22 protein-coding genes and 1 pseudogene are annotated in these 22376 nt (G+C 73.5%); 17 read left to right on the top strand and 6 right to left on the bottom strand.

Annotated features, from left to right (window positions below; genetic code table 11):
* Window positions 1-413 precede the first annotated feature (413 nt).
* Window positions 414-1004 (bottom strand): annotated as a pseudogene (cofC, locus tag ACFV1L_RS22655) (2-phospho-L-lactate guanylyltransferase); the annotation flags it as partial.
* Window positions 1005-1410: 406 nt separating this feature from the next.
* On the opposite strand from cofC, the gene ACFV1L_RS22650 reads away from it, so the two are divergent.
* From ACFV1L_RS22650 to ACFV1L_RS22640, 3 genes are read left to right on the top strand one after another with little or no spacing between them, the layout of a single operon-like run.
* Window positions 1411-2148, top strand: a complete 738-nt coding sequence (locus ACFV1L_RS22650) for a lysophospholipid acyltransferase family protein (RefSeq protein WP_380368374.1) — start codon at window positions 1411-1413, stop codon at window positions 2146-2148.
* The gene (locus ACFV1L_RS22645; protein WP_035866469.1) at window positions 2145-3146 is read left to right on the top strand and encodes an NAD(P)H-dependent glycerol-3-phosphate dehydrogenase; all 1002 of its coding nucleotides are present in this window, start codon (window positions 2145-2147) and stop codon (window positions 3144-3146) included. Before ACFV1L_RS22650 ends, ACFV1L_RS22645 begins: the two co-directional genes overlap by 4 nt.
* A gap of 30 nt (window positions 3147-3176) precedes the next feature.
* Window positions 3177-4319, top strand: coding sequence for a D-alanine--D-alanine ligase family protein (locus ACFV1L_RS22640; protein WP_380368365.1), 1143 nt, complete (start codon window positions 3177-3179; stop codon window positions 4317-4319).
* A gap of 4 nt (window positions 4320-4323) precedes the next feature.
* Here ACFV1L_RS22640 and ACFV1L_RS22635 read toward each other — a convergent pair whose 3' ends face one another.
* Entirely contained in the window at window positions 4324-4860 is a 537-nt protein-coding gene (locus tag ACFV1L_RS22635; protein WP_380368362.1) for a DUF3515 domain-containing protein, read from the bottom strand.
* Window positions 4861-4879: 19 nt separating this feature from the next.
* Entirely contained in the window at window positions 4880-5113 is a 234-nt protein-coding gene (locus ACFV1L_RS22630; protein WP_380368359.1) for an Lrp/AsnC family transcriptional regulator, read from the bottom strand.
* A gap of 170 nt (window positions 5114-5283) precedes the next feature.
* Between ACFV1L_RS22630 and ACFV1L_RS22625 the strand changes: the two genes are divergently transcribed.
* From ACFV1L_RS22625 to thiD, 3 genes are all read left to right on the top strand, one after another.
* Window positions 5284-6252, top strand: coding sequence for a thiamine-phosphate kinase (locus tag ACFV1L_RS22625; protein ID WP_380368356.1), 969 nt, complete (start codon window positions 5284-5286; stop codon window positions 6250-6252).
* Window positions 6253-6396: 144 nt separating this feature from the next.
* A complete protein-coding gene (locus ACFV1L_RS22620; protein WP_380368353.1) occupies window positions 6397-7422 on the top strand; it encodes an ATP-dependent 6-phosphofructokinase in 1026 nt (341 codons plus the stop codon).
* Between the two features lie 31 nt (window positions 7423-7453).
* Window positions 7454-8254: a bifunctional hydroxymethylpyrimidine kinase/phosphomethylpyrimidine kinase gene (gene thiD, locus ACFV1L_RS22615; RefSeq protein WP_380368350.1), complete on the top strand. Its 801-nt coding sequence runs from the start codon at window positions 7454-7456 to the stop codon at window positions 8252-8254.
* 144 nt (window positions 8255-8398) lie between these two features.
* On the opposite strand, the gene rpmB is transcribed toward thiD, so the two are convergent.
* Window positions 8399-8584, bottom strand: a complete 186-nt coding sequence (gene rpmB, locus ACFV1L_RS22610) for a 50S ribosomal protein L28 (protein ID WP_073813963.1) — start codon at window positions 8582-8584, stop codon at window positions 8399-8401.
* 241 nt (window positions 8585-8825) lie between these two features.
* On the opposite strand from rpmB, the gene ACFV1L_RS22605 reads away from it, so the two are divergent.
* From ACFV1L_RS22605 to mutM, 10 genes are all read left to right on the top strand, one after another.
* Window positions 8826-10433 carry a DAK2 domain-containing protein gene (locus tag ACFV1L_RS22605; RefSeq protein ID WP_380368347.1) on the top strand — a complete coding sequence of 536 codons (1608 nt, stop codon included), beginning with the start codon at window positions 8826-8828 and terminating at the stop codon, window positions 10431-10433.
* Window positions 10434-10470: 37 nt separating this feature from the next.
* Entirely contained in the window at window positions 10471-12675 is a 2205-nt protein-coding gene (recG, locus tag ACFV1L_RS22600) for an ATP-dependent DNA helicase RecG (RefSeq protein WP_380368344.1), read from the top strand.
* Between the two features lie 106 nt (window positions 12676-12781).
* Window positions 12782-13291 carry a hypothetical protein gene (locus ACFV1L_RS22595; protein ID WP_043916146.1) on the top strand — a complete coding sequence of 170 codons (510 nt, stop codon included), beginning with the start codon at window positions 12782-12784 and terminating at the stop codon, window positions 13289-13291.
* A gap of 85 nt (window positions 13292-13376) precedes the next feature.
* Window positions 13377-14021, top strand: a complete 645-nt coding sequence (gene rsmD, locus ACFV1L_RS22590; RefSeq protein WP_380368371.1) for a 16S rRNA (guanine(966)-N(2))-methyltransferase RsmD — start codon at window positions 13377-13379, stop codon at window positions 14019-14021.
* A gap of 32 nt (window positions 14022-14053) precedes the next feature.
* Window positions 14054-14539, top strand: coding sequence for a pantetheine-phosphate adenylyltransferase (gene coaD, locus ACFV1L_RS22585; RefSeq protein WP_380368341.1), 486 nt, complete (start codon window positions 14054-14056; stop codon window positions 14537-14539).
* A gap of 129 nt (window positions 14540-14668) precedes the next feature.
* Window positions 14669-15805: an ATP synthase F0 subunit B gene (locus tag ACFV1L_RS22580; RefSeq protein ID WP_380368340.1), complete on the top strand. Its 1137-nt coding sequence runs from the start codon at window positions 14669-14671 to the stop codon at window positions 15803-15805.
* 156 nt (window positions 15806-15961) lie between these two features.
* Window positions 15962-16555, top strand: a complete 594-nt coding sequence (locus ACFV1L_RS22575; protein ID WP_380368339.1) for a YceD family protein — start codon at window positions 15962-15964, stop codon at window positions 16553-16555.
* Window positions 16556-16604: 49 nt separating this feature from the next.
* Window positions 16605-16778, top strand: a complete 174-nt coding sequence (gene rpmF, locus ACFV1L_RS22570) for a 50S ribosomal protein L32 (protein WP_035866499.1) — start codon at window positions 16605-16607, stop codon at window positions 16776-16778.
* A gap of 20 nt (window positions 16779-16798) precedes the next feature.
* Complete coding sequence (rnc, locus tag ACFV1L_RS22565) at window positions 16799-17590, top strand: ribonuclease III (protein ID WP_380368337.1); 792 nt, start codon at window positions 16799-16801, stop codon at window positions 17588-17590.
* Window positions 17591-17595: 5 nt separating this feature from the next.
* Complete coding sequence (mutM, locus tag ACFV1L_RS22560; protein WP_380368335.1) at window positions 17596-18450, top strand: bifunctional DNA-formamidopyrimidine glycosylase/DNA-(apurinic or apyrimidinic site) lyase; 855 nt, start codon at window positions 17596-17598, stop codon at window positions 18448-18450.
* A 21-nt stretch (window positions 18451-18471) separates the two neighbouring features.
* On the opposite strand, the gene ACFV1L_RS22555 is transcribed toward mutM, so the two are convergent.
* Entirely contained in the window at window positions 18472-19380 is a 909-nt protein-coding gene (locus ACFV1L_RS22555; protein ID WP_380368334.1) for a hypothetical protein, read from the bottom strand.
* A gap of 200 nt (window positions 19381-19580) precedes the next feature.
* Between ACFV1L_RS22555 and ACFV1L_RS22550 the strand changes: the two genes are divergently transcribed.
* Complete coding sequence (locus ACFV1L_RS22550) at window positions 19581-20942, top strand: hypothetical protein (RefSeq protein ID WP_380368333.1); 1362 nt, start codon at window positions 19581-19583, stop codon at window positions 20940-20942.
* A 54-nt stretch (window positions 20943-20996) separates the two neighbouring features.
* On the opposite strand, the gene ACFV1L_RS22545 is transcribed toward ACFV1L_RS22550, so the two are convergent.
* Window positions 20997-22256 carry an MFS transporter gene (locus tag ACFV1L_RS22545; protein ID WP_380368331.1) on the bottom strand — a complete coding sequence of 420 codons (1260 nt, stop codon included), beginning with the start codon at window positions 22254-22256 and terminating at the stop codon, window positions 20997-20999.
* Window positions 22257-22376: the final 120 nt, after the last annotated feature.

The following is a 22376-nucleotide window of genomic DNA, read 5'->3' as shown; positions in this document are numbered from 1 at the left end:
GACGGCAGCCGCCTGATAGCCACACCCAGCACCCCTGGGTGGTCCAACCCTACGAATGACCAGACCAACCCGGCTCAGAAGGTAGAGCCGCCTGAGCGCCTGACCGCCCGGGACGGTTCGGCGGGGGCGCCGTGCTCCCGGCGGACAGCAGCCGAACTGACGGCGGGTCAGGCGCTCTCGGGGTCCGGGAAGGTGGGCAGCGTGAGGAAGGTGACGCGGCGGGCGGGGCCTTCCCCGGCGGTGCGGATGCGGAGGCGCTGGCCCGGGCGGAGCAGGCGGAGGCCGCCGGCGTCGAAGGCGGGCGCGTCGAAGGGGAGGGGCGTGCCGTCGTCCAGCAGGACCGAGCCGGAGCGGGTCGTGGGGTCGAAGGTGAACGCGGTGGCCTGCATGGGAAGCAGCATAGAGCTTTCGAGCAGGGCGCCGGTGGCCGGGCCGAGGCCGAGCACGTGGGCGGCGGCCAGGTCCGCGGGGGTGTCGACGTCGCGGCGGACGGACGGCACGTCGGGGAGTCGGAGTTCGGTCGCGCCGCCGGCCGCGTGGCGCTCCCGCGAGCCGGGCCCGAAGGCCGGCCGGAGCGGGGTGCGCGGCGGCCCGGCCAGCAGGACGGTGCCGGTGCCGGGGGCATCGGCCAGGAACGCCCGCCCGTGCGGCGGCACCGCGGCCAGGACGCGGGCGAGTTCGGCGGGCCGCAGCGCCGGCAGGTCCGCGGACAGGGTGGCGACGGGGGAGTGGGGGTGCAGCCGGTGCGCGGCGCTACTGCCGTGCAAGAGCGCGGGGTTGAGGCCGTCGCCGGGTTCGTCGTCGAGGACGGTCGCCCCCAGCGCGCGCAGCGCACTCGCGGCGCGCGCGTCCCGTCCGACCACCAGGACCCGTCCGACCGCGGGGCAGGCGAGCGCGGCGGCGACGGTGTCGAGCGCGAAGGCGAGGGCGAGCCGGGGCCGCAGCGGCCCGAGCGCCGCGAGGCGGCTCTTCGCCTCGGCGAGCGGCTTGACCGGGACGACCAGTGTCCAGGGGGGCCGGGCCGCCGCGCCGCCGGCCCGCGGCGCCGATCCGCCGTCCGGGCCCGGCCCCGGGGCGGACGGGCGGACGGTGGCGGGGCGTACGGTGTCCTCTGTCATCGGCGTCATTGTGACGTCGGCCGGGGAGGCCTGGCCAGCGGTTCCGGGGGTCCGGGGCGGCCGGCGGGGCACCGGCCGGCCGGTGGCGGCGGTGGCTGCTCGACACGGACTCGGCTCGCGGGTGAGACTGGTCGGCGCCTCGGAGCCGCTGCCCGGCCCCTGGCGTGGGAGAGAGACCAGCGGCACCGCCCCGGGCGGGATGCCGCGCGAATGAGGAGGAGCTGGGGTGGCCCGCCGCTCTAACGCCAGGTTCGGAAACGCCGATTACGGAATCTGGTACCGCCTGGCGGCGATGCTCGTGAAGCCGGTGACCAACGCCCTGGCGACGACGGACTGGCGGGGCTGGGAGCATCTGCCCGAGAAGGGCGGCTTCATCGCCGCGGTGAACCACAACTCGGTGATCGACCCGGTGTTCTACGGGCACTGGCAGTACAACTCGGGCCGCCCGCCGCGGATACTCGGCAAGTCCTCGCTGTTCTCGGTGCCGTTCATCGGCTTCATGCTGCGCAAGACCGGCCAGATCCCGGTGTTCCGGGACTCCACCGACGCGGCGGAAGCGTTCCGCGCCGCGATCGACGCGGTCAACGCCGGCCAGTGCGTGCAGTTCTACCCGGAGGGCACGCTCACCCGGGATCCGGACATGTGGCCGATGACCGGCAAGAGCGGTGCGGCCCGGGTCGCGCTGATGACGGGCGCGCCGGTGATCCCGGTGGCGCACTGGGGAGCGCAGGAGATCATCCCGCCGTACGGCAAGGGCGGCAGGGGCAAGTACCACCTGTTCCCCCGGCACAAGGTGACGGTCGCGGCCGGCCCGCCGGTCGACCTGAGCAAGTACCAGGGCCAGGAGATCACCGCCCAGGTGCTGCGCGACGCCACCGACGACATCATGGCGGCGATCACCGCCGTGCTGGAGGAGATCCGCGGCGAGAAGGCGCCCGCCGAGCGCTACGACATGCGCAAGGCCGCCAGGGAGCGGGCCACCGCCGCCGAGGCCAAGCGCGAGCGCGCCGCCAAGGAGGGCGACCGGTGACCCGCTGCGCGGTGATGGGGACGGGCTCCTGGGGCACCGCCTTCGCGATGATCCTGGCCGACGCCGGCTGCGAGGTGACCCTGTGGGGCCGCCGGCAGGACCTCGCCGACGCCATCAACGAGGAGCACGTCAACCGGGACTACCTGCCCGGCCTGACGCTGCCCCGGTCGATCCGGGCGACCACCGACCCAGCCGCCGCGCTGGCCGGCGCGGACTTCGCGGTGCTCTCGGTGCCGTCCCAGACGCTGCGCGACAACCTCGCGCACTGGGCGCCGCTGCTGGCCCCGGACACGGTGCTGGTCAGCCTGATGAAGGGCATCGAACTCGGCACCGCGAAGCGGATGAGCGAGGTGATCGAGGAGGTCGCGCAGGTCGGCCCGGAGCGCGTCGTGGTGGTGTCCGGCCCGAACCTGGCCGGCGAGATCGCCAACCGGCAGCCCGCCGCCACGGTCGTCGCGTGCACCGACGAGGAGGTCGCCAAGCGCTTCCAGAAGGCCTGCCACACCCCGTACTTCCGCCCCTACACCAACACCGACGTGGTGGGCTGCGAGCTCGGCGGCGCGGTGAAGAACGTGATCGGCCTGGCGGTCGGCATGGCCAACGGCATGGGCCTGGGCGACAACACCAAGGCGACGCTGATCACCCGCGGGCTGGCCGAGACCACCCGCCTCGGCCTGCGGCTGGGCGCCGACGCGCACACCTTCGCGGGCCTCGCCGGCATGGGCGACCTGGTGGCGACCTGCTCCTCGCCGCTGTCCCGGAACAACACCTTCGGCACCAACCTGGGCCGCGGCATGACGCTCGCCGAGACCATCGCGGCGACCAGCCAGACCGCGGAGGGCGTGAAGTCCTGCGAGTCGGTGCTCGACCTGGCGCGGCGCAACGGTGTGGACATGCCGATCGTCGAAGCCGTGGTCGACGTGGTCCACAAGGGCCGGCCGACGCAGGAGGTGCTGGAAGGACTGATGGCGCGTTCGGCCAAGCCTGAACGCCGATGACCGGAATCGGACGGTAGTCTCAAAGCCGATATGAGCATCGAACAGACCTCCCCGAACCAGTCGGCCAAGCCGCGCGTCGCGATCGTCTTCGGCGGTCGCAGCTCCGAGCACGGCGTCTCCGTGGTCACCGCCGCCAGCGTGCTTCGCTCGATCGACCGCAGCAAGTACGAGGTGCTGCCGATCGGCATCACCCACGAGGGCCGCTGGGCCCTGGTCGGCGACGAACCCGCCCGGATGGCGATCACCGACGGCAAGATGCCCGACGTCGACCAGGTCGCCGAGGCCCCCGAGGGCCAGGTGTCGCTGCCCGTCGCGCCCGGCAACCGCGAGGTGGTGTGGAGCGAGCCCGGCGCCGCGCCGAAGGTGCTCGGCGAGGTCGACGTGGTGCTGCCGCTGCTGCACGGCCCGTGGGGCGAGGACGGCACCCTGCAGGGCCTGCTGGAGCTGTCCGGGGTGCCGTACGTCGGCTCCGGCGTGCTGGCCAGCTCGGTCGGCATGGACAAGGAGTTCACCAAGCGGATCATCGAGTCGCTCGGCCTGTACGCGGGCGAGTACACGGTGGTCAAGCCGCGCGAGTGGCAGTCCGAGGAGGGCCGCGCCGCCGCCCGCGGGCGGATCGCCGCGCTCGGCCTGCCGCTGTTCGTCAAGCCGTGCCGGGCCGGCTCCTCGATCGGCATCACCAAGGTCAAGGACCTCGCCGACCTGGACGCCGCGATCGACGAGGCCCGCCGGCACGACCCGAAGGTGATCGTCGAGAAGGGCGTCGAGGGCCGCGAGATCGAGTGCGGCGTGCTGGAGTTCGAGGACGGCCCGCGCGCCTCGGTGCCCGCCGAGGTGCTGGTCGACGGGGACTTCGAGTTCTACGACTTCGAGGCCAAGTACATCGACTCGTCCGAGGTGCAGATCCCGGCGCAGCTCACCGACGCGGAGCGCACCGAGCTCCAGCGGCAGGCCGTCGAGGTGTTCGAGGGCCTCGGCTGCGAGGGCCTGGCCCGGGTCGACTTCTTCCTGCTGGCCGACGGCCGGTGGATGGTCAACGAGGTCAACACCATGCCCGGCTTCACCCCGATCTCGGCCTACCCCAAGATGTGGGAGGCCACCGGCGTGCCCTACGCCGAGCTGATCGACCGCCTGCTCGCCGCCGCCCTGCGCCGCTCCACCGGCCTGCGCTGAGCGGCTAGGCGCCGTTGCCGAAGCAGTCCGAGTCGGCCTTCCCGTCGATGATCGGGATGGTCGACCGGATGGCTTCGGAGTACGAGCTGAGCGGGTCCGCGTAGTTGGCGTACGCGCCCGCCGGGACGTGCACCTCCACGTAGGCCTTGCGCAGCCCGGTGGCGAACCAGTACCCGCCGTGGCCGTCCTCGGTCAGACCCCAGCCGACCTCGTCGATGCACGGGCCCTTCCGGTCGGAGCCCAGGTACTCGGGCCAGGCGCCGCCGCAGGTCAGCACGGTGCGCGGCGAGGACGCCCAGGCCGCGGTGTACGGCGAGGCCGGGGACGGGTCCTTGCGCGGGTGGCCGAGCACCTCGGCGGGCAGCTTCGCGTCCAGCGCCCGGCAGTACTGTGCGGCCTCGGCGCTCGGCGTCGGCGGCGTGACGTCCGGGTCGCCGCTCCAGGAGGCGACCAGCCCCGCCGTCAGGCCCAGCAGCGCGGCGGGCGGCGCCAGCCAGCGGACCGGCGCGGGCAGGCGGTTCAGGACGTCACGAAGAGGCACCCGTCGATGGTAAGCGCCCCTACAGGCGGACCACCGGACAGGTCAGGGTGCGGGTGATGCCCTCCACCTGCTGCACCTTCGCCACCACCAGGCGGCCCAGCTCGTCGATCGACCCCGCCTCGGCGCGGACGATCACGTCGTAGGGGCCGGTCACGTCCTCGGCCGTGATCACCCCGGCGATCTTGGCGATGGACTCGGCGACCGCGGTGGCCTTGCCCACCTCGGTCTGGATCAGGATGTACGCCTGCACCACGGTGGACCTCCAGGCGGCTGGGTGGGGGGAGTTGCTGACCGGCAGTCTGATCACCACGCTACCGCGCGACAGCCGGACAGGGGAGCCCCCGACACCCGCCGAGGGCGTACGCTGCCGCGCGGGGGGCGCACCCCAGACGGAACACGTGAAGGACGCGGGAGGACGGGCTGATGCAGGGGACCGTGGGCGAGCTCGGCGAGTTCGGGCTCATCCGGGAGCTGACCGCGCGGCTGCCGATGACCCCGGCGGTGGAACTCGGGCCCGGCGACGACGCGGCGGTGGTCAAGGCCCCCGACGGCCGGGTGGTCGCCACCACCGACGTGCTCATCGAGGGCCGGCACTTCCGCCGCGACTGGTCCACCGCGTACGACGTCGGCCGCAAGTGCGCCGCCCAGAACCTCGCCGACATCGCGGCCATGGGCGCCGTGCCCACCGCGCTGCTGCTCGGCCTGGTCACCCCCGCCGACCTGCCCACCACCTGGGCCACCGAACTGATGGACGGCCTGCGCGACGAGTGCCAGGTCGCCGGCGCCACCGTGGTCGGCGGCGACGTGGTCCGGGGCGACACCATCACGCTCGCCATCACCGCCCTCGGCGACCTCCAGGGCCGCCGCCCGGTGGTCCGCTCGGGCGCCCAGGTCGGCGACGTGGTCGCCGTCACCGGCTGGCTCGGCTGGTCCGCCGCCGGCCTGACGGTCCTTCAGCGCGGCTTCCGCTCCCCGCGCGCCTTCGTCGAGGCGCACCGCCGCCCCGAACCGCCGTACCACGCCGGCCCCGCCGCCAGCGACCTCGGCGCCACGGCCATGGTCGACGTCTCGGACGGGCTGGTCGCCGACCTCGGCCACGTCGCCCGGGCCAGCAACGCGGACATCGACCTGCGGGCCGCCGAGTTCGACGTTCCCGCGCAGATGGCCGACATCGGTCAGGCCGTCGGCGTCGACCCGCTGGTGTGGGTGCTGTCCGGCGGCGAGGACCACGCGATCGTCGCCACCTTCCCCAAGAGCGTCCAACTCCCGGCCCGCTGGCGGGTGATCGGCGAGGTGGTGCGCCCCGCCCGGCCCGGCCGGGGGGGAGTGGTCACCGTCGACGGCGCCCCCTGGGACCGCACCGCCGGCTGGGACCACTTCGCCGAGCAGTAGGCCCCGCCCCGTACCGCCCGTGGCTACCGGGCGGTACGGGTCCGACCGCGTAGGGTGGCGACTGTTCGGCGGACCGGCAGCGTCGACGGTCCGGTCCACCTAGGCGGGGGCCCGTGCCCCCGGGACCAGGAGAGCGAAGCCACCATGCGCATCGGCGTTCTCACCAGCGGCGGCGACTGCCCCGGGCTCAACGCGGTGATCCGCTCCGTCGTGCACCGCGGCACCGACGTGCACGGCGACGAGATCATCGGCATCGAGGACGGCTTCCTCGGCCTGATCGAGGGCCGCTCCCGGCCGATCTCGCACGACGACGTCACCGGCCTGCTCACCCTCGGCGGCACCATCCTCGGCTCCGCCCGGGTCCAGCGCGAGAGGATCCGCTGGGCGGTCGACAACTCCGCCGAACTCGCCGCGAACCTCGGCATCGACGCGCTCATCGCGATCGGCGGCGAAGGCACCCTGACCGCCGCCAAGCTCTTCAGCGACGCCGGACTCCCCGTCGTCGGCGTCCCCAAGACCATCGACAACGACATCGACGCCACCGACGTCACCTTCGGCTTCGACACCGCCGTGCACGTCGCCACCGAGGCCATCGACCGGCTCAAGACCACGGCCGAGTCCCACCAGCGGGTGATGGTCGTCGAGCTGATGGGCCGTCACACCGGATGGATCACCCTCACCGCCGGCGTGGCCGGCGGCGCCCACGGCATCCTGATCCCCGAGAAGCCCTTCGACATCGAAGCCGTCGCCCGCATGATCGAGGACCGCTTCCGGCGCGGGAAGAAGTTCGCCATCATCGCCGTCGCCGAAGGCGCCCAACCCCTGCCCGGCACCCTGCGCTTCGAACACGGCGAGGTCGACCGGTACGGCCACCAGACCTTCGGCGGCATCGGCACCCGGCTCGCCGTCGAACTGGAGAACCTGCTCGGCAAGGAGGCCCGACCCGTCATCCTCGGCCACACCCAGCGCGGCGGCACCCCCACCGCACTCGACCGGGTCCTCGCCACCCGCTTCGGCTGGCACGCTGTCGAAGCCGTCCACAAGGGCGCCTTCGGCCACTTCACCGCGCTGCGCCGCACCGAGATCCACCTGCTCCCGATCGCCGACGCCGTCGTCCGGCTCAAGACCGTCCCGCCGGACCGCTGGACCGAATCCGAGGCCGTCCTCTGAGCGCTCCCGGCCGCTCGGTAGGTTGGGGCGCATGACCACCAACACCGCCCCGCCCCGGGTGCTCACCGTCGCCGGCTCCGACAGCGGCGGCGGTGCCGGCATCCAGGCCGACCTCAAGGCGATGCTCGCCCTCGGCGTCCACGGCATGAGCGTCATCACCGCCGTCACCGCACAGAACTCCCTCGGCGTCCAGGGCTACTGGGAACTGCCCGCCGAAGCCGTCCGCGCCCAGTACCGCAGCGTCGTCGACGACATCGGCGTCCAGGCGGTCAAGACCGGCATGCTCGCCTCGATCGAACTCGTCGAGACGGTCTCCGCACTCCTCGCCGACGCCCCCGCCCCCGTCGTCGTCGACCCGGTCGGCGTCTCCAAGCACGGCGACGCGCTGCTGGCCGAGGCGGCCGTCTCCACCGTCCGCGAGCGGCTGCTGCCGGGCGCCACCCTGGTCACTCCGAACCTGCACGAGGTGACCCAGCTCACCGGACGCACCGTCACCGGCGAGAGCGGGATGCTCGACGCGGCGAAGGCGCTCCGCGACCTCGGGCCCCGCTGGGCCCTCGTCAAGGGCGGCCACCTCGAAGGCGAAGCCGCCGACCTCCTCCTCGGCCCCAGCGGCGAACCCCACTGGTACCGGGCCCCCCGCCACGACAACCGCCACACCCACGGCACCGGCTGCACCCTCGCCAGCGCGATCGCCGCGCAGCTCGCCAAGGGCGACGACATGCCCACCGCGGTCGCGCACGCCAAGGAGTACGTGACGGGGGCCATCGAGCACGGCTTCGCGCTGGGGTCCGGCATCGGGCCGGTGGACCACTTCTGGCGGCAGCGGTAGACCCTCAGACAGCTCGGGGGAGCCCCGGCCGGGGCTCCCGCCGACTCCCTGCGGAGCGCGAAAAGGTGAAAGCCGACCACGTTCCCCGAAGGGTGTGATCGGCTTCCACCGAGCGAGAAGGTGACCGGCGTACCGGTCTACGCGTCAGCGCGAGACCTTACCGGCCTTGATGCACGAGGTGCAGACGTTCAGGCGCTTCGGCGTGCGCCCAACCACAGCGCGCACCGTCTGGATGTTGGGGTTCCAACGACGGGGGGTGCGGCGGTGCGAGTGGGAGATGCTGTTGCCGAAGCCCGGGCCCTTGCCGCAGACGTCGCAGTTGGCAGCCACAGGAGTCACTCCAAGACTTCAGATCAGGAACTTGAACAGCCCGGGGTGTTCCAGGCAACCGGGAGAGCATACAACGGTGACTCCCGCTCAACGAAACTACCACGGCCGCGGGGGTGATCGTTCCCCCGACCAGGGCCGGAGGGTGCCGCCGGGGGCGCCGGGCGGGCCGATAACCTGCCAGCATCGCCCCTCGCCACCGCGTCCCGTCGCGTTCCCGTGGCGTTCACCCGGAGGAGACCTGGTGCTGGACACCCTCGACGCCCCGGCCGTCCGGACCTGGTGCCGGCTCGCGCTGGCGGCCCTCGGCCAGGCCCGCGAGGAGATCGACGCGCTGAACGTCTACCCGGTTCCGGACGGCGACACCGGCACCAACCTGTACCTGACCGTGGAGTCCGCCGCCGAGGCGCTGGACACGCTGTTCGCGGACGAGGAGCAGCCGGCCCTGGCCGCCGCCGCGACCGCGGCGGCCCGCGGCGCGCTGATCGGGGCCCGCGGCAACTCGGGCGTGATCCTCGCGCAGTGGCTGCGCGGCCTCGCCGCGTCGCTGGCCGACGGGGGCGAGCTGAAGGACGCGCTCGGCAACGGCGCCCGGTCCGCGTACCTGGCCGTCGCGGAGCCGGTCGAGGGCACCCTGCTGACCGTCGCCGCCGCGGCCGCCCACGCCGCGAAGGCCGGCGACGGGCTGACCGGCCAGGCGCAGGAGGCGTACCGGGCGGCCCGGCAGGCGCTGCTGCTCACCCCCGACCAGCTGACCGCGCTCGCCGAGGCGGGCGTGGTGGACGCGGGCGGACGCGGTCTGGTCGCCGTCCTGGGCGCCCTGGTGGACGCGGTGTCCGGGCAGCAGCCGATGGGGCCGGTGGCGCTGCGCCGCGAGGTCGACCCGGTCGTGGTGGCGGGCTGCGAGGGCCACGAGCGCCCGCCGGGCCCGGGCCACCCCGCGTTCGAGGTGATCTACCTGCTGGAGGCCGAGGACGCCCGGCTGCCGCGGCTGCGGGAGCGGTTGGCGGGGCTCGGCGACTCGCTGGTGATCGGCGGCGGCGACGGCCTGTGGAACGTCCACGTGCACGTGGACGACGCGGGCGCGGCCGTGGAGGCCGGCGTCGAGGCGGGCCGGCCGTACCGGATCCGGATCACGCACTTCGCGGAGGCGGCGGCCCGCGCCGGAGAGCGCGAGGAGACCGTCTCGCACGGCCGCGCGGTGCTCAGCGTGGTGACCGGCAGCGGCCTGGCCCAGCTGTGCGAGCAGGCCGGCTCGGTGGTGCTCGCCGCCGACCCGGACCGGGCCCCCGCCAGCGCCGAGCTGGTCGCCGCCGTGCACCGCTGCGCGGCCCGCGAGGTGATCCTGCTGCTCAACGACCCCGAGCTGCGGGCCGCCGCGGGCGCCGCCGCGGACCAGCTGCGCGAGGAGGGCGTGCGGATCGCCGTGCTGCCCACCCGCTCCCCGGTCCAGGGCCTGGCCGCGCTCGCCGTGCACGACGCCGGCCGCCGCTTCGACGAGGACGTGGTCGCCATGACGTCCGCCGCCGGCGCCACCCGGTACGCCGAACTCGCCGTCGCCGAGGGCGAGTCCTGGACGATGGCCGGCGTCTGCCAGGCCGGCGACGTGCTCGGCCTGATCGACGGCGACGTGGCGGTGATCGGCCACGACCTCACCGAGACCGCGCTCGCCGTGCTGGACCGGATGATCGCGGCGTCCGGCGAGCTGGTCACGCTGGTGCTCGGCGAGGACGCCCCCGCCGAACTCGCCGACCGCCTGATCGCGCACGCCAGGCGCACCCGCCCCGAGCTGGACACCGTCGCCTACCAGGGCGGCCAGGAGGCCGCGCCGCTGCTGATCGGGGTCGAGTGAGCCGGAACGTCCGTCCCGTGGTGTGAAATGGGATCCGATGGGCGCTCTCGATGAACCACTGAAGGACCTGGTCGGCGACCGCACCGCGAAGGTGCTGGCCGACTCCCTCAAGCTGCGCACGGTCGGCGACCTGCTGCACCACTACCCGCGCCGGTACGTGGAGCGCGGCCAGCTGACCAGCCTGGACGAGCTGGAGGTGGACGAGCACGTCACGGTGCTGGCCCGGATCGAGAAGGTCACGCTGATCCCGTTCCGCGGCCGCAAGGGCGACCGCCTGGAGGTGGTGGTCACCGACGGCCGCTCCCGGCTCTCCCTGGTGTTCTTCAACCAGGGCTGGCGGCAGAAGGAGCTCAAGCCCGGCCGGCAGGGCCTGTTCGCGGGCAAGGTCGGCGTGTTCAACCGCGCCCGGCAACTCGCCTCGCCCGACTACCAGTTGATCGACGACGAGGAGGGCTCGTCGGCGGCGGAGCAGTTCGCCGGCCGGCTCATCCCGGTCTACCCGGCCAGCGCCCAACTGCCCAGCTGGAAGCTCTCGCTGTGCGTCGAACTCGCCCTCACCAAGCACCTGGGCGACGTCGGCGAGCCGCTGCCTGCCGACCTGCGAGCCGAGCACGACCTGATCCCGCTGCCCGAGGCGCTCGAACTGATCCACCGCCCCCGCAACCAGGTCGACAGGGAACGCGCCCAGAACCGGCTGCGCTGGGACGAGGCGTTCGTCCTGCAGGTCGCCCTCGCCCAGCGCCGGGCCGCCGACTCCGCACTGCCCGCCGTCCCGCGCCGCGCCGTGCCCGGCGGCGTGCTGGACGCCTTCGACGCCCGGCTGCCGTTCACCCTGACGGACGGTCAGCAGAAGGTCTGCGCCGAGATCTTCGCCGACCTGGCCACCGAGCACCCGATGCACCGGCTGCTGCAGGGCGAGGTCGGCTCCGGCAAGACGCTGGTCGCGCTGCGCGCCATGCTCGCCGTCGTCGACTCCGGCGGCCAGGCCGTGCTGCTCGCGCCCACCGAGGTGCTCGCCCAGCAGCACCACCGCTCCATCGTCGAGATGATGGGCGACCTCGCCGAGGCCGGCATGATCGGCGGTTCCGAGATCGGCACCCGGGTCGCCCTGCTCACCGGCTCGATGGGCGCCGCCGCCCGTCGCGGCGCGATGCTCGACATGGCGTCCGGCAAGGCCGGCATCACCATCGGCACGCACGCCCTGATCGAGGACAAGGTGCAGTTCGCCGACCTCGGCCTGGTCGTCGTCGACGAGCAGCACCGGTTCGGCGTCGAACAGCGCGACGCGCTGCGCGCCAAGGGCGAACAGCCCCCGCACCTGCTGGTGATGACGGCCACCCCGATCCCGCGCACCGTCGCGATGACCGTCTTCGGCGACCTGGAGACCTCCGTCCTCGACCAGCTGCCGTCCGGCCGCTCCCCGATCTCCACCCACGTCGTGCCCGCCCTGGAGAAGCCCAACTTCCTCGCCCGGGCCTGGGAACGCGTCCGCGAGGAGGTCGGCAAGGGCCACCAGGCGTACGTGGTCTGCCCGCGGATCGGCGACGAGGACGAGCAGCCGAAGGGGAAGAAGAAGCGCAAGGACGACCCGGAGGAGGTCGACGGGGGAGCGGACAGCGAGGAGCGCCGGCCGCCGCTCGCCGTGGTCGAGACGGCGGAGAAGCTGGCGAAGGGCCCGCTCGCCGGGCTGCGGGTGGAGATCCTGCACGGCCGGCTCGCCCCCGACGCCAAGGACGACGTGATGCGCCGCTTCGCCGCCGGCGAGGTGGACGTGCTGGTCGCCACCACCGTCATCGAGGTCGGCGTGAACGTCCCCAACTCCACCGTCATGGTGATCATGGACGCGGACCGGTTCGGCGTCTCCCAGCTCCACCAGCTGCGCGGCCGGGTCGGCCGCGGCTCCGCCGCCGGGCTCTGCCTGCTGGTCAGCGACATGCCCGCGGCCAGCGCCGCCCGCGCCCGGCTCGACGCGGTGGCCGGCACCCTGGACGGCTTCGCGCTCTCCCGGATCGACCTCGAACAGCGCCGCGAGGGCGACGTCCTCGGCCAGGCCCAGTCCGGCGTCAAGTCCTCGCTCAAGGTGCTCTCCGTCCTCGACGACGAGGACGTCATCGCCACCGCCCGCGCCGAGGCCACCCGGCTGGTCGCCGCCGACCCCGGTCTCGCCGCCCACCCCGAGCTGCGCACCGCCCTGGAGAGCCTGCTCGACGAGGACCGCGCGGAGTACCTGGAGAAGGGCTGAGAAGGGCCGTTCGAGCAGGACCGATTGTCAGTGCCCCGGGAGAGAATGGAGTTGTTCGGGGCGCACTCCAAGTCGCGTCCCCGGCACGAGATTTGGGGGTCATTGCATGGCATTCCGTCACCTCAACGAGCTCCCGCTCGGCGACAAGGTCTTCCGGATCGAGGTCGCCAGCGAAGACGACCGCGAAGTCACCCTCACCCTGACCGGCTGGCGCGAGGGCAACTCCGCCAACCCGGTCGCCTCCGGCAAGCTCCGCCTCCCGGTGGAGGACGTCGCCTCCCTGCGCATCGCGCTCAACCGCGCCCTGCGCGCCCTGGCGATCGTCGCCGACGTCTCCGAGCCCATCCCCGACCGGGACGTGCTGCGCGAGCTCTACCCCGGCCACGGCGCCCCCTGGGTGCCGCAGCACGAGGAGGAGCTGGTCCGCCGCTTCCACGACGGCGACACCATCGCCCGCATCGCCGCCCGCTACGGCCGCACGCCCGACTCCGTCCGCACCAAGCTGCGCGAACTCGGCCACGACCCGCGCCGCCCGGAGTACTGCCCGCCGGACGGCTGCCTGTCCTGGTCGCGGTACGCGTCGCCGACGCTGCTGGGTGCCGCGTCCAATGAGTGACCGGCTGCGCTGAGACACCGGGGCGCGCCCGATCTGCCGTGCACTTTTTGTCGGCTATGGTCGGGCGCGCAGTTCTCCCCCGGCCCTGGCGGGCCGGGGGAGAACCTCGCGCCCTGTCTGCTCACCACCTGCAAAGGACAGCTCCATGCCTCGCGTGATCGCCGGCCGTGCCGGAGGCCGCCGTCTCGCCGTGCCGCCCGGCCGGAACACCCGCCCGACGTCCGACAAGGCGCGGGAGGCGATGTTCTCCACCGTCGAGGCGCTGTTCGGGCCGATCACCGGGGCGCGGATGCTCGACCTGTTCGCGGGCAGCGGCGCCGTCGGGCTGGAGGCGCTGTCCCGGGGCGCCGCCCACGCGCTGCTGGTGGAGGCGGACGCGAGCGCCGTGCGGACGGTGCGGGAGAACGTCCGCACGCTGGGGCTGCCGGGCGCGGAGGTGCGCGCGGACAAGGCCGAGAAGGTGATCGCGGGGCCGCCGCCGGCCGAGCCGTACGACCTGGTGTTCCTCGATCCGCCGTACGCGGTGGAGGACGCCGTGCTGCGGGAGATGCTGGTCACACTCCGCTCGGGGGGCTGGCTGTCCGAGCACGTTCTCGTCACCGTGGAACGCAGCACCCGAGGGGGCGAGTTCGGCTGGCCGGACGGCTTCGAGGGGCTGCGCTCGCGCCGGTACGGCGAGGGCACGCTCTGGTACGGTCGCGCCGCTACCGGGGCTGACCAAGACTCGTAGCAGAACATCCCGCCCCACAAGGGAGCCCACCCATGCACCGCGCCGTCTGTCCGGGGTCGTTCGACCCCATCACCAACGGACACCTCGACATCATCGAGCGGGCCTCGAAGCTGTACGACGTGGTGCACGTGGTGGTGGCGGTGAACCGCAACAAGCAGGGGATGTTCTCGATCGAGGAGCGGATCGCGCTGATCGAGGAGACCACCGCTCACCTGGGCAACATCGAGGTGGAGCCGCACAGCGGGCTGCTGGTGGACTACTGCAAGGCGCGCGGCATCCCGGCGATCATCAAGGGCCTGCGCGCGGTCAGCGACTTCGACTACGAGCTGCAGATGGCGCAGATGAACCACGGCCTGACCGGCGTCGAGACGCTGTTCGTGCCGACCTCGCCGACGTACAGCTTCCTGTCCTCCACCCTGGTCAAGGAGGTCGCCTCGCTCGGGGGCGACGTCTCCCACCTGCTGCCCGAAACGGTGCACGCGCGACTGGTCGAGCGGATCGCCGAACGCCGCAAGTGACAGAGGCGTTGTGAGCCGCGGGGTCGGTGGCCGTACAGTCTGTACTCCCGGCCCCGGGGCCGCGTTCCGCGGACTCGTGGCACTGCCTCCGCCGCACCTCGGCGGCACACGGAAAGACTGAAGACGCCCGTGGACGTGCAGCAGAAACTCGACGAGATCATCTCCCTGGTCGAGAAGGCCAAGGCGATGCCGATGTCGGCCTCCTGCGTGGTCAACCGTGCCGAACTGACCGGCATGCTCCGTGAGCTGCGCGACGCGATGCCCGCCGAACTCGCCCAGGCGCAGTCGGTGGTGGCGGACCATCAGCAGATGGTCGCCGACGCCCAGGCGCAGGCCGACCAGATCATCCGCGGCGCGCACGACGAGCGCGGCTCGCTGATCTCCGACACCGAGGTGGTGCGCCAGGCCCAGGCCGAGGCGGACCGGATCCTCGCCGAGGCCCGCACCGAGGAGCGCACCAAGCGCGCCGAGGCCGACGACTACGTCGACTCCAAGCTCGCCAACTTCGAGGTGGTGCTCACCAAGACGCTCGGCGCGGTCGGCCGCGGCCGGCAGAAGCTGCGCGGCGAGTCCGGGGTGTACCAGCCGGAGGGCGAGGGCGCCGAGGACGGCGAGGAGTTCCAGCCGCAGCGGATCAGCCCCAGCCCGGAGGCCGACGAGTACGTCGATGTGAAGCTCGCCACCCTGGAGGCGGTGCTGTCCGCCACCCTGGAGGCGGTCGGCAAGGGCCGCGACAAGCTGCTCGGCAAGGCCCCGATCGACGAGCTGGGCGCCTACCTGGCGGCCGCCGACGAGGCCCAGCAGCTCAAGGACCGCGCCGAGGCGGTCGCGGCCGGCTTCGCCGCCGACGGCGAGCAGTCCTGGTACGCGGACGTCCCGCAGCAGCAGAGCTGGCCCGAGCAGACCCCGGCGGCGGCCGGCTGGCAGAACCCCGCCGAGGACCCGTACGGCCAGCCGCAGGCCCCGCAGTACGCCGAGGTGTACGGCGGCGGCTACGACCCGGCCGCGGCCCCGCAGACCGACCCGTACGGGCAGCCCTACGGCTACCAGCAGCAGGTCGACCCCGCGTACTACCAGCAGCAGGCCTACCAGCAGCCCGGCTACGACCAGTGGGGCAACCCGCTGCCGGCCGACCAGAACGGCTACCCGCAGCAGCCCCAGCAGCAGCCGCACGTGCCGCAGCAGCAGGCCGGGCTGGACGAGACCAGCTTCTTCGACACCAGCATGATCGACATGACCCGGCTGCGGGAGCTCGGCGGCCGGTGAACGGGCGAGTTGGGATCGGCCCGGACTCTCGGGTAGTCTGACCACTCCGGCCTGCTCGTGCCGGGTTCGCCGCGTGCCCGCGTCCGGGCCGCGCACCGCAGGAACCACATCCGCGCCACGCAGGGATGCGTGCCGCCGCCAGGAAGTCAGGAAACCTTGGACCGCCTCGACCACCGCGACCCCCTCGTGTTCGACACGCACGAGCTCGGCCGTCGCCCCGGTTCGCTGCGCAAGGTCTCCCGGACCCTGGAGGCCCCGGCGGACCTGGGCATCGCGGACGTGATCGGCGTTCCGGAGAAGAGCGAGATCAAGCTGGAGCTCCGCCTGGAGTCCGTGGTCGAGGGCGTGCTGGTCACCGGCACCGCCGAGGCCCACGTCACCGGCGAGTGCTCCCGCTGCCTGGAGCCGGTGGAGGACGACCTGGAGGTCGACTTCCAGGAGCTGTACTACTACCCGGAGTCCGAGGAGCGTCACCGCGCGATCGCGGGGGACGACTTCGACGAGGAGTCCGAGGACGAGACTTACCGCCTGGAGGGCGACCTGTTCGACCTCCAGCCGGTGCTGCGTGACGCGGTGGTGCTCGCACTGCCGTTGCAGCCGGTGTGCCAGGACGACTGTCTCGGCCTGTGTTCCGAGTGCGGGGCACGGCTGAGCGACGACCCGTCGCACCACCACGACGCCGCCGACCCCCGGTGGGCGGCTCTGCAGGGACTCTCCGCCGCCCCCGGCGACGAGGGTGACGAGGAATAAGACACAGCGGTACCCGTGAGGGTCTCGCCGAGCAACAGGAGATTTAGCCGTGGCTGTTCCGAAGCGGAAGATGTCGCGCAGCAACACGCGTCACCGCCGTTCCAACTGGAAGGCCGTCGTGCCCGCGCTCGTCGCGTGCGACCGCTGCCACGAGCCGAAGCTGGCGCACATCGCGTGCCCGAGCTGCGGCACGTACAACCGTCGCCAGGTCCTCTCGGTCTGATCGGCGGGGTGTACGGATCGATGTCGGACAGTGGCAGTTCTTCCCGCAAGCCGAACCCCGGGACCAACGGGGGCAAGGGCGGTGGGCCGGCTTCGACCGAATACGACGTCCTGGAAGGGCGCCTCGGGTACCCACTTGAGCGCGCCCTTCTGGTACGTGCCCTGACCCACCGCTCGTACGCGTACGAGAACGGCGGGCTGCCCACCAACGAGCGCCTGGAGTTCCTCGGCGACTCGGTGCTGGGCCTCGTGGTGACCGACACCCTCTACCGCCTCCACCCGGAGGTCGCCGAGGGGACGCTCGCCAAACTCCGCGCCGCGGTGGTCAATTCCCGCGCGCTCGCCGAGGTCGGCCGCGGCCTGGACCTCGGAGCCTTCATCCGGCTCGGCAAGGGTGAGGAGGGAACCGGCGGCCGCGACAAGTCGTCGATCCTCGCCGACACCGTCGAAGCCGTGATCGGCGCCATCTACCTCGACCAGGGCCTCGACTCCGCCACAGACTTCGTCCACCGGCTGTTCGACCCGCTGATCGCGGAGTCCGCGCTGCTCGGCGCCGGCCTCGACTGGAAGACCAGCCTCCAGGAACTCACCGCGGCCGTCGGCATCGGCGTTCCCGAGTACGTGGTCACCGAGTCCGGACCGGACCACGAGAAGACCTTCACCGCCGCCGCCCGGGTGGCCGGCCAGGACTACGGCTCCGGGAGCGGACGCTCCAAGAAGGAAGCCGAGCAGAAGGCCGCCGAATCCGCCTGGCGCGCCATCAAGGCCAAGCAGGAAGCCGGCGACGGCGACCGGCCGACCGCGGCCGCCTGACCCCGGTGCCCGAACTCCCCGAAGTCGAAGTCGTCCGCCGCGGCCTGGCCCGCTGGGCCGCCGGACGGACCGTCGGCGACGTCGAGGTCCTGCACCCGCGCGCCGTCCGCCGACAGGCCGGCGGCGCCGACGAGTTCACCGCCCTGCTGCGCGGCCGCACCCTCGGCGAGCCGCAGCGCCGCGGCAAGTACCTGTGGGTGCCGCTCGGCGACGGGCTGTCGATGATCGGGCACCTCGGCATGAGCGGCCAACTGCTCGTCCAGGAAGCCGCCATGGCCGACTCCGTGCACCTGCGGGTCCGGCTCCGGTTCACCGACGGCGGCACCGAACTGCGCTTCGTCGACCAGCGCACCTTCGGCGGCCTCGCCGTCGAGGAGACCGAGCCCGGCGACCCCGAGGCCACCCCGCTCTCGCTGGCCCACATCGCCCGCGACCCGCTCGACGCGCGCTTCGACGACGACGCGTTCGTCACCGCCCTCAGGGCCAGGCGCACCACCGTCAAGCGGGCCCTGCTCGACCAGACCCTGATCAGCGGCGTCGGCAACATCTACGCCGACGAGGCGCTGTGGCGCAGCCGCCTGCACTACGACCGGCCCACCGCCACGCTCACCCGCCCCGTCGCGCTCGCCCTGCTCCAGCACGCCCGCGACGTGATGACCGCGGCCCTCGCCGTCGGCGGCACGAGCTTCGACTCCCTCTACGTCAACGTCAACGGCGAGAGCGGCTACTTCTCCCGCACCCTCGACGCCTACGGCCGCGAGGGCGAGCCCTGCCGCCGCTGCGGCACCCCGATGCGCCGCGACGCCTGGATGAACCGGTCCAGCCACTACTGCCCGAAGTGCCAGCGCCGGCCGCGCTGACCGGCGCCTCCTGACGGGACGTCAGTGCGCGGCCCCGGCCTTCTCCTCCTCGGCGGCCGCCTGCAGCGCCCCGCCGTCCTCGCCGAAGTAGGCGACGCCGACCGCACTGACCACCGCGAGGACGAAGCCGAGGACGGCGAGCCAGGCCAGGCCGGGACGGGAGGAGTCGCCCAGCCAGAGGACGCCGACGGCGCCGGGGACGACGGTCTCGCCGACCACCAGCGCGGCGGTCGCGCCGTTGACGGAGCCGACCTGGAGGGCGACGGTGTGCAGGTACATGCCGCCGATGCCGGCGATCAGGATGGCGTACAGGGCCGGGTCGGCGACCAGGGTGGTGAACGAGAACGGCTCGATGCCGTCCAGGATGCGCACGCCGATGCCGAGCGCGCCGAAGCCGAGGCCGGACAGCAGGCCGGCCACGATCGCGCCGCTGGAGCCGAGCCGGCGGACGACCAGCGAACCGCCCGCGATCAGCACCGCGGAGCCGATCAGCAGCGCCCAGTGGAACGACCGCGCGGCGTGGTGACCGCCCTCCGGCCCGGCGGCGACGGCGAGCAGCACCAGCGCGCTGCACAGGATGCCGATGGACAGCCACTCCAGTTGACGGAGCCTCAGGCCGAGCAGCTTGATCGACAGCACCGCGGTGATCACCAGGTTGGCGCTGATGATGGTCTGCGACAGGAACAGCGGCAGCAGCCGCGCGGCCAGCGCGCCCAGCCCGAAGCCGACGAAGTCGAGCACCGTGCCGAGGATGAACTCCCAGGTGACGGCGGCCTTCGCGGTGGAGGCGAGGCTCGGCCCGCCGTGCTCGGTGACGGTCCCGGCGGCCGCCTCCTCCCGGGCCGAACGCCGGGCGCCGACGGCTTGCAGGACCGAGCCGGTGCCGTAGCAGACGGACGCGGCGACGGCGGTGACGAGGCCGAGGATCACGCGGGGGGCTCCTGTCGGGGGAGGGAAGATCGTGACCACTATGCCTGCTCACCGGCCCGCTGCGGCGGGCCGGGGCCCAACTCCGGCCGGTCGGCGGGGGTCCGGGCGACCCGGCTCGTCCCCGGGTAGGGGTCGACATCGGGGTCGGACCGTCCCCGGGTAGGGCGTGGGTCCCGGGCCCCGACCGGTACGGTCTTGGTATGAGAACTGTGCTTCGCCGCTCCCGAGCCACCGGGCCGGCCGCCGTGCTGGCGGCTCTGCTCGGCCTGTTGATGGTCCTCGGGCTGTCCGCGCCCGCTCAGGCGGCCGGGCTGAACGACGCGGCCGACTCGCTGAAGAAGACCCAGGTGTACGTCGACCCGGCGATGACCGGCCGGTTCTCCGAGGACCAGGCCGACGCCCTGGCGAAGAAGCTGAAGAAGGCCGACAAGCCGGTCTTCGTCGCGGTGCTGCCGGACAGCGAGGCCTACGCCCCCAAGACGGTGCTGAAGGACCTGCGCACCAAGGTCGGCATCGTGGGCGTCTACGCGGTGTGGCGCGGCAACGCGTTCGACGTCGGCTCCGACGGCGAGGCGCTGCCGGTCGCCGCCGCCAAGAACATCGCCGGCGCGTCGGCCCGTTCGCACCCCGGCGACATCGACGGCACCGTCAACGACTTCGTCGACCAGGCCGTCCGGCAGGCCAAGGGCGAAGGCCCGCAGCACAGCGCCTCCGCGGCCTGGATCGTCGTCCCGGTCGTGCTGCTGGTGCTCGCCGGCGGCGGCGTGTTCCTGCTGTTCCGCCGTGCCAAGAAGCGCAAGGAGGAGAAGGCCCGCGCCGAACTCGCCCAGCTGCGCACCGTGGTGGACGAGGACATCACCGCCTTCGGCGAGGAACTCGACCGCCTCGACTTCAACCCCGGCGCGCCCGACGCGGACGACACCCAGCGCGCCGACTACACCCGGGCGCTGGACTCCTACGACCGCGCCAAGCGGACGATGGACGAGGCCGCCAAGCCCGAGGACGTCCGCCCGGTGACCGAGGCGCTGGAGGAGGGCCGGTTCGCGCTGGCCACCCTCGCCGCCCGCCGCGAGGGCCGCCCGCTGCCCGAGCGCCGCGTCCCGTGCTTCTTCGACCCGCGGCACGGCCCCTCGACCACCGACGTCCAGTGGGCGCCCCCCGGCGGCGCGCCGCGCACCGTCCCGGCCTGCGCCGACGACGCGTCCCGGCTGGCCACCGGCCAGGACCCGGACATCCGCACCGTGCAGACCGAGCACGGCCACCAGCCGTACTGGAACGCCGGCCCGGCCTACAGCCCCTGGGCGGGCGGCTACTTCGGCGGCGGCCTGCTGCCGGGCCTGCTGGTCGGCACCATGCTCGGCTCGGTGATCTCCACCCCGAGCTACGCCTACGCGGGCGGCTACGACCAGGGCGGCAGCGTCGACCCCACCGGCGGCGCGGACGCCGGCGAGTACTCGGGCGGGGCCTTCGACTCCGCCGGCTTCTCCGGCGACTTCGGCGGCGGGGACTTCGGCGGAGGCGACTTCGGGGGCGGCGACTTCGGCGGGGGCTTCGGCGACTGACGCCCGGCCACCGTGCCTCCGGCCCCCGGTCCCGCAGCGGACCGGGGGCCGCTGTCATGCCCGGGCGGGTGCCGCGGCGGGCGCCCCGGCGGCGACCGGTCCGGCGGGCTCCCGGCGACCCAGGACCAGCAGGGTCAGTACGCAGGACAGCACCTGCCAGGCCGCGCCGAAGCCCAGGACGGAGCCGGCGCCGACCCGGTCCGCGACCGGCCCGGCGAGCGCCAGCCCGACCGGGCCGAACGCGAACGCGCCGAGCGCTCCGTAGGCGCTGACCCGGCCCAGTGCCTCCGGCGGGACGTGACGCTGCGTCAGGGTCGCGAACAGGGTGCCGCAGACGATCGAGGTGACCCCGGCGCCGGCCGCCGCGACCGCCACCGCCGGCAGCGGCCACCCCAGCGCCAGCGCACCCGAGGGCAGCGCCCAGCCCGCCGTCACCGCGACGGCCAGGCGCAGCGGCCGGGCCGGTTCGCGGCCGAGCAGCAGCAGCCCGCCGAGCGCCGCGCCCGCCCCGTACGCACCCATCACCACGCCCCAGCCGCCGGCCCCGCCCAGCCGCCGGTCCGCCACCACCGGCCCGAGGACCAGGAACGGCGCCCAGACCAGCAGGTTGAACAGGCAGGCCTGCAGGGTGCTCACCCACTGCCACCGCCGGGAGCTGAACTCGCCCCAGCCGGCGCGCAGTTCGGCGAGCAGGGAGGACTCGCCGGCGGCCGGCCGGGCAGTGGCGGGCAGCCGGAGCAGCGCCAGGGCCGCGCCGCCGACCGCGTAGGTGAGGGCGTCCACCAGCAGGACCCAGCCGGGGCCGACGGCGGCGGTCAGCAGGCCCGCGAGGGCCGGGCCGGCCACCGCGGCGCCGTTCCGGGCCATTCCCAGCAGGGCGTTCGCGTCGCGGAGTTCGCCGGCCGGGACGAGTCGCGGCAGCAGCGCGTCCAGAGCCGGCATGAAGACCGCCTCGGCCAGGCCCCAGAACGCCATCAGCGCGGCCGTCGCCCACACCCGGTCGTGCCCGGTGAACATCAGCACCGCCATCGCGGCCTGGGTCGCGCAGCGCAGCCCGTCCGAGCCGAGCATCACCCGCCGGGCGCCCAGCCGGTCCGCGGCCGCGCCGCCGAGCACCAGCAGCAGCACGATGGGCAGGATCCGGGCGGTCATCACCACGCCGAGCCCGGAGCCGCCGCCCCCGCCGTCGAGCACGGCGAACGCCACGGCCACCGAGGCCATCGAGGATCCGAACAGGGAGACGGCGTAGCCGATGAAGAAGAGGCGGAACTCCCGTCCGCGCAGGACGGCGAGCCGCCGTGAGGTCAGCGTCATGCCCGGCAGACTGCCCCGCCGCGGAGGCCCGCGACAAGGGCTTCCGGAGAAAAACCTGAGCGGAACCGTATCAATTTTTGGCAGTCTGCCACTCTCCGCAGTAAATCACCTGTTTACCGC

Origin of the sequence: Kitasatospora sp. NPDC059646, from assembly GCF_042734615.1 — a bacterium.
Lineage (GTDB): Bacteria > Actinomycetota > Actinomycetes > Streptomycetales > Streptomycetaceae > Kitasatospora.
The sequence above is the reverse complement of the archived record's forward strand: the minus strand, read 5'-3'. Positions and strand labels throughout refer to the sequence as shown.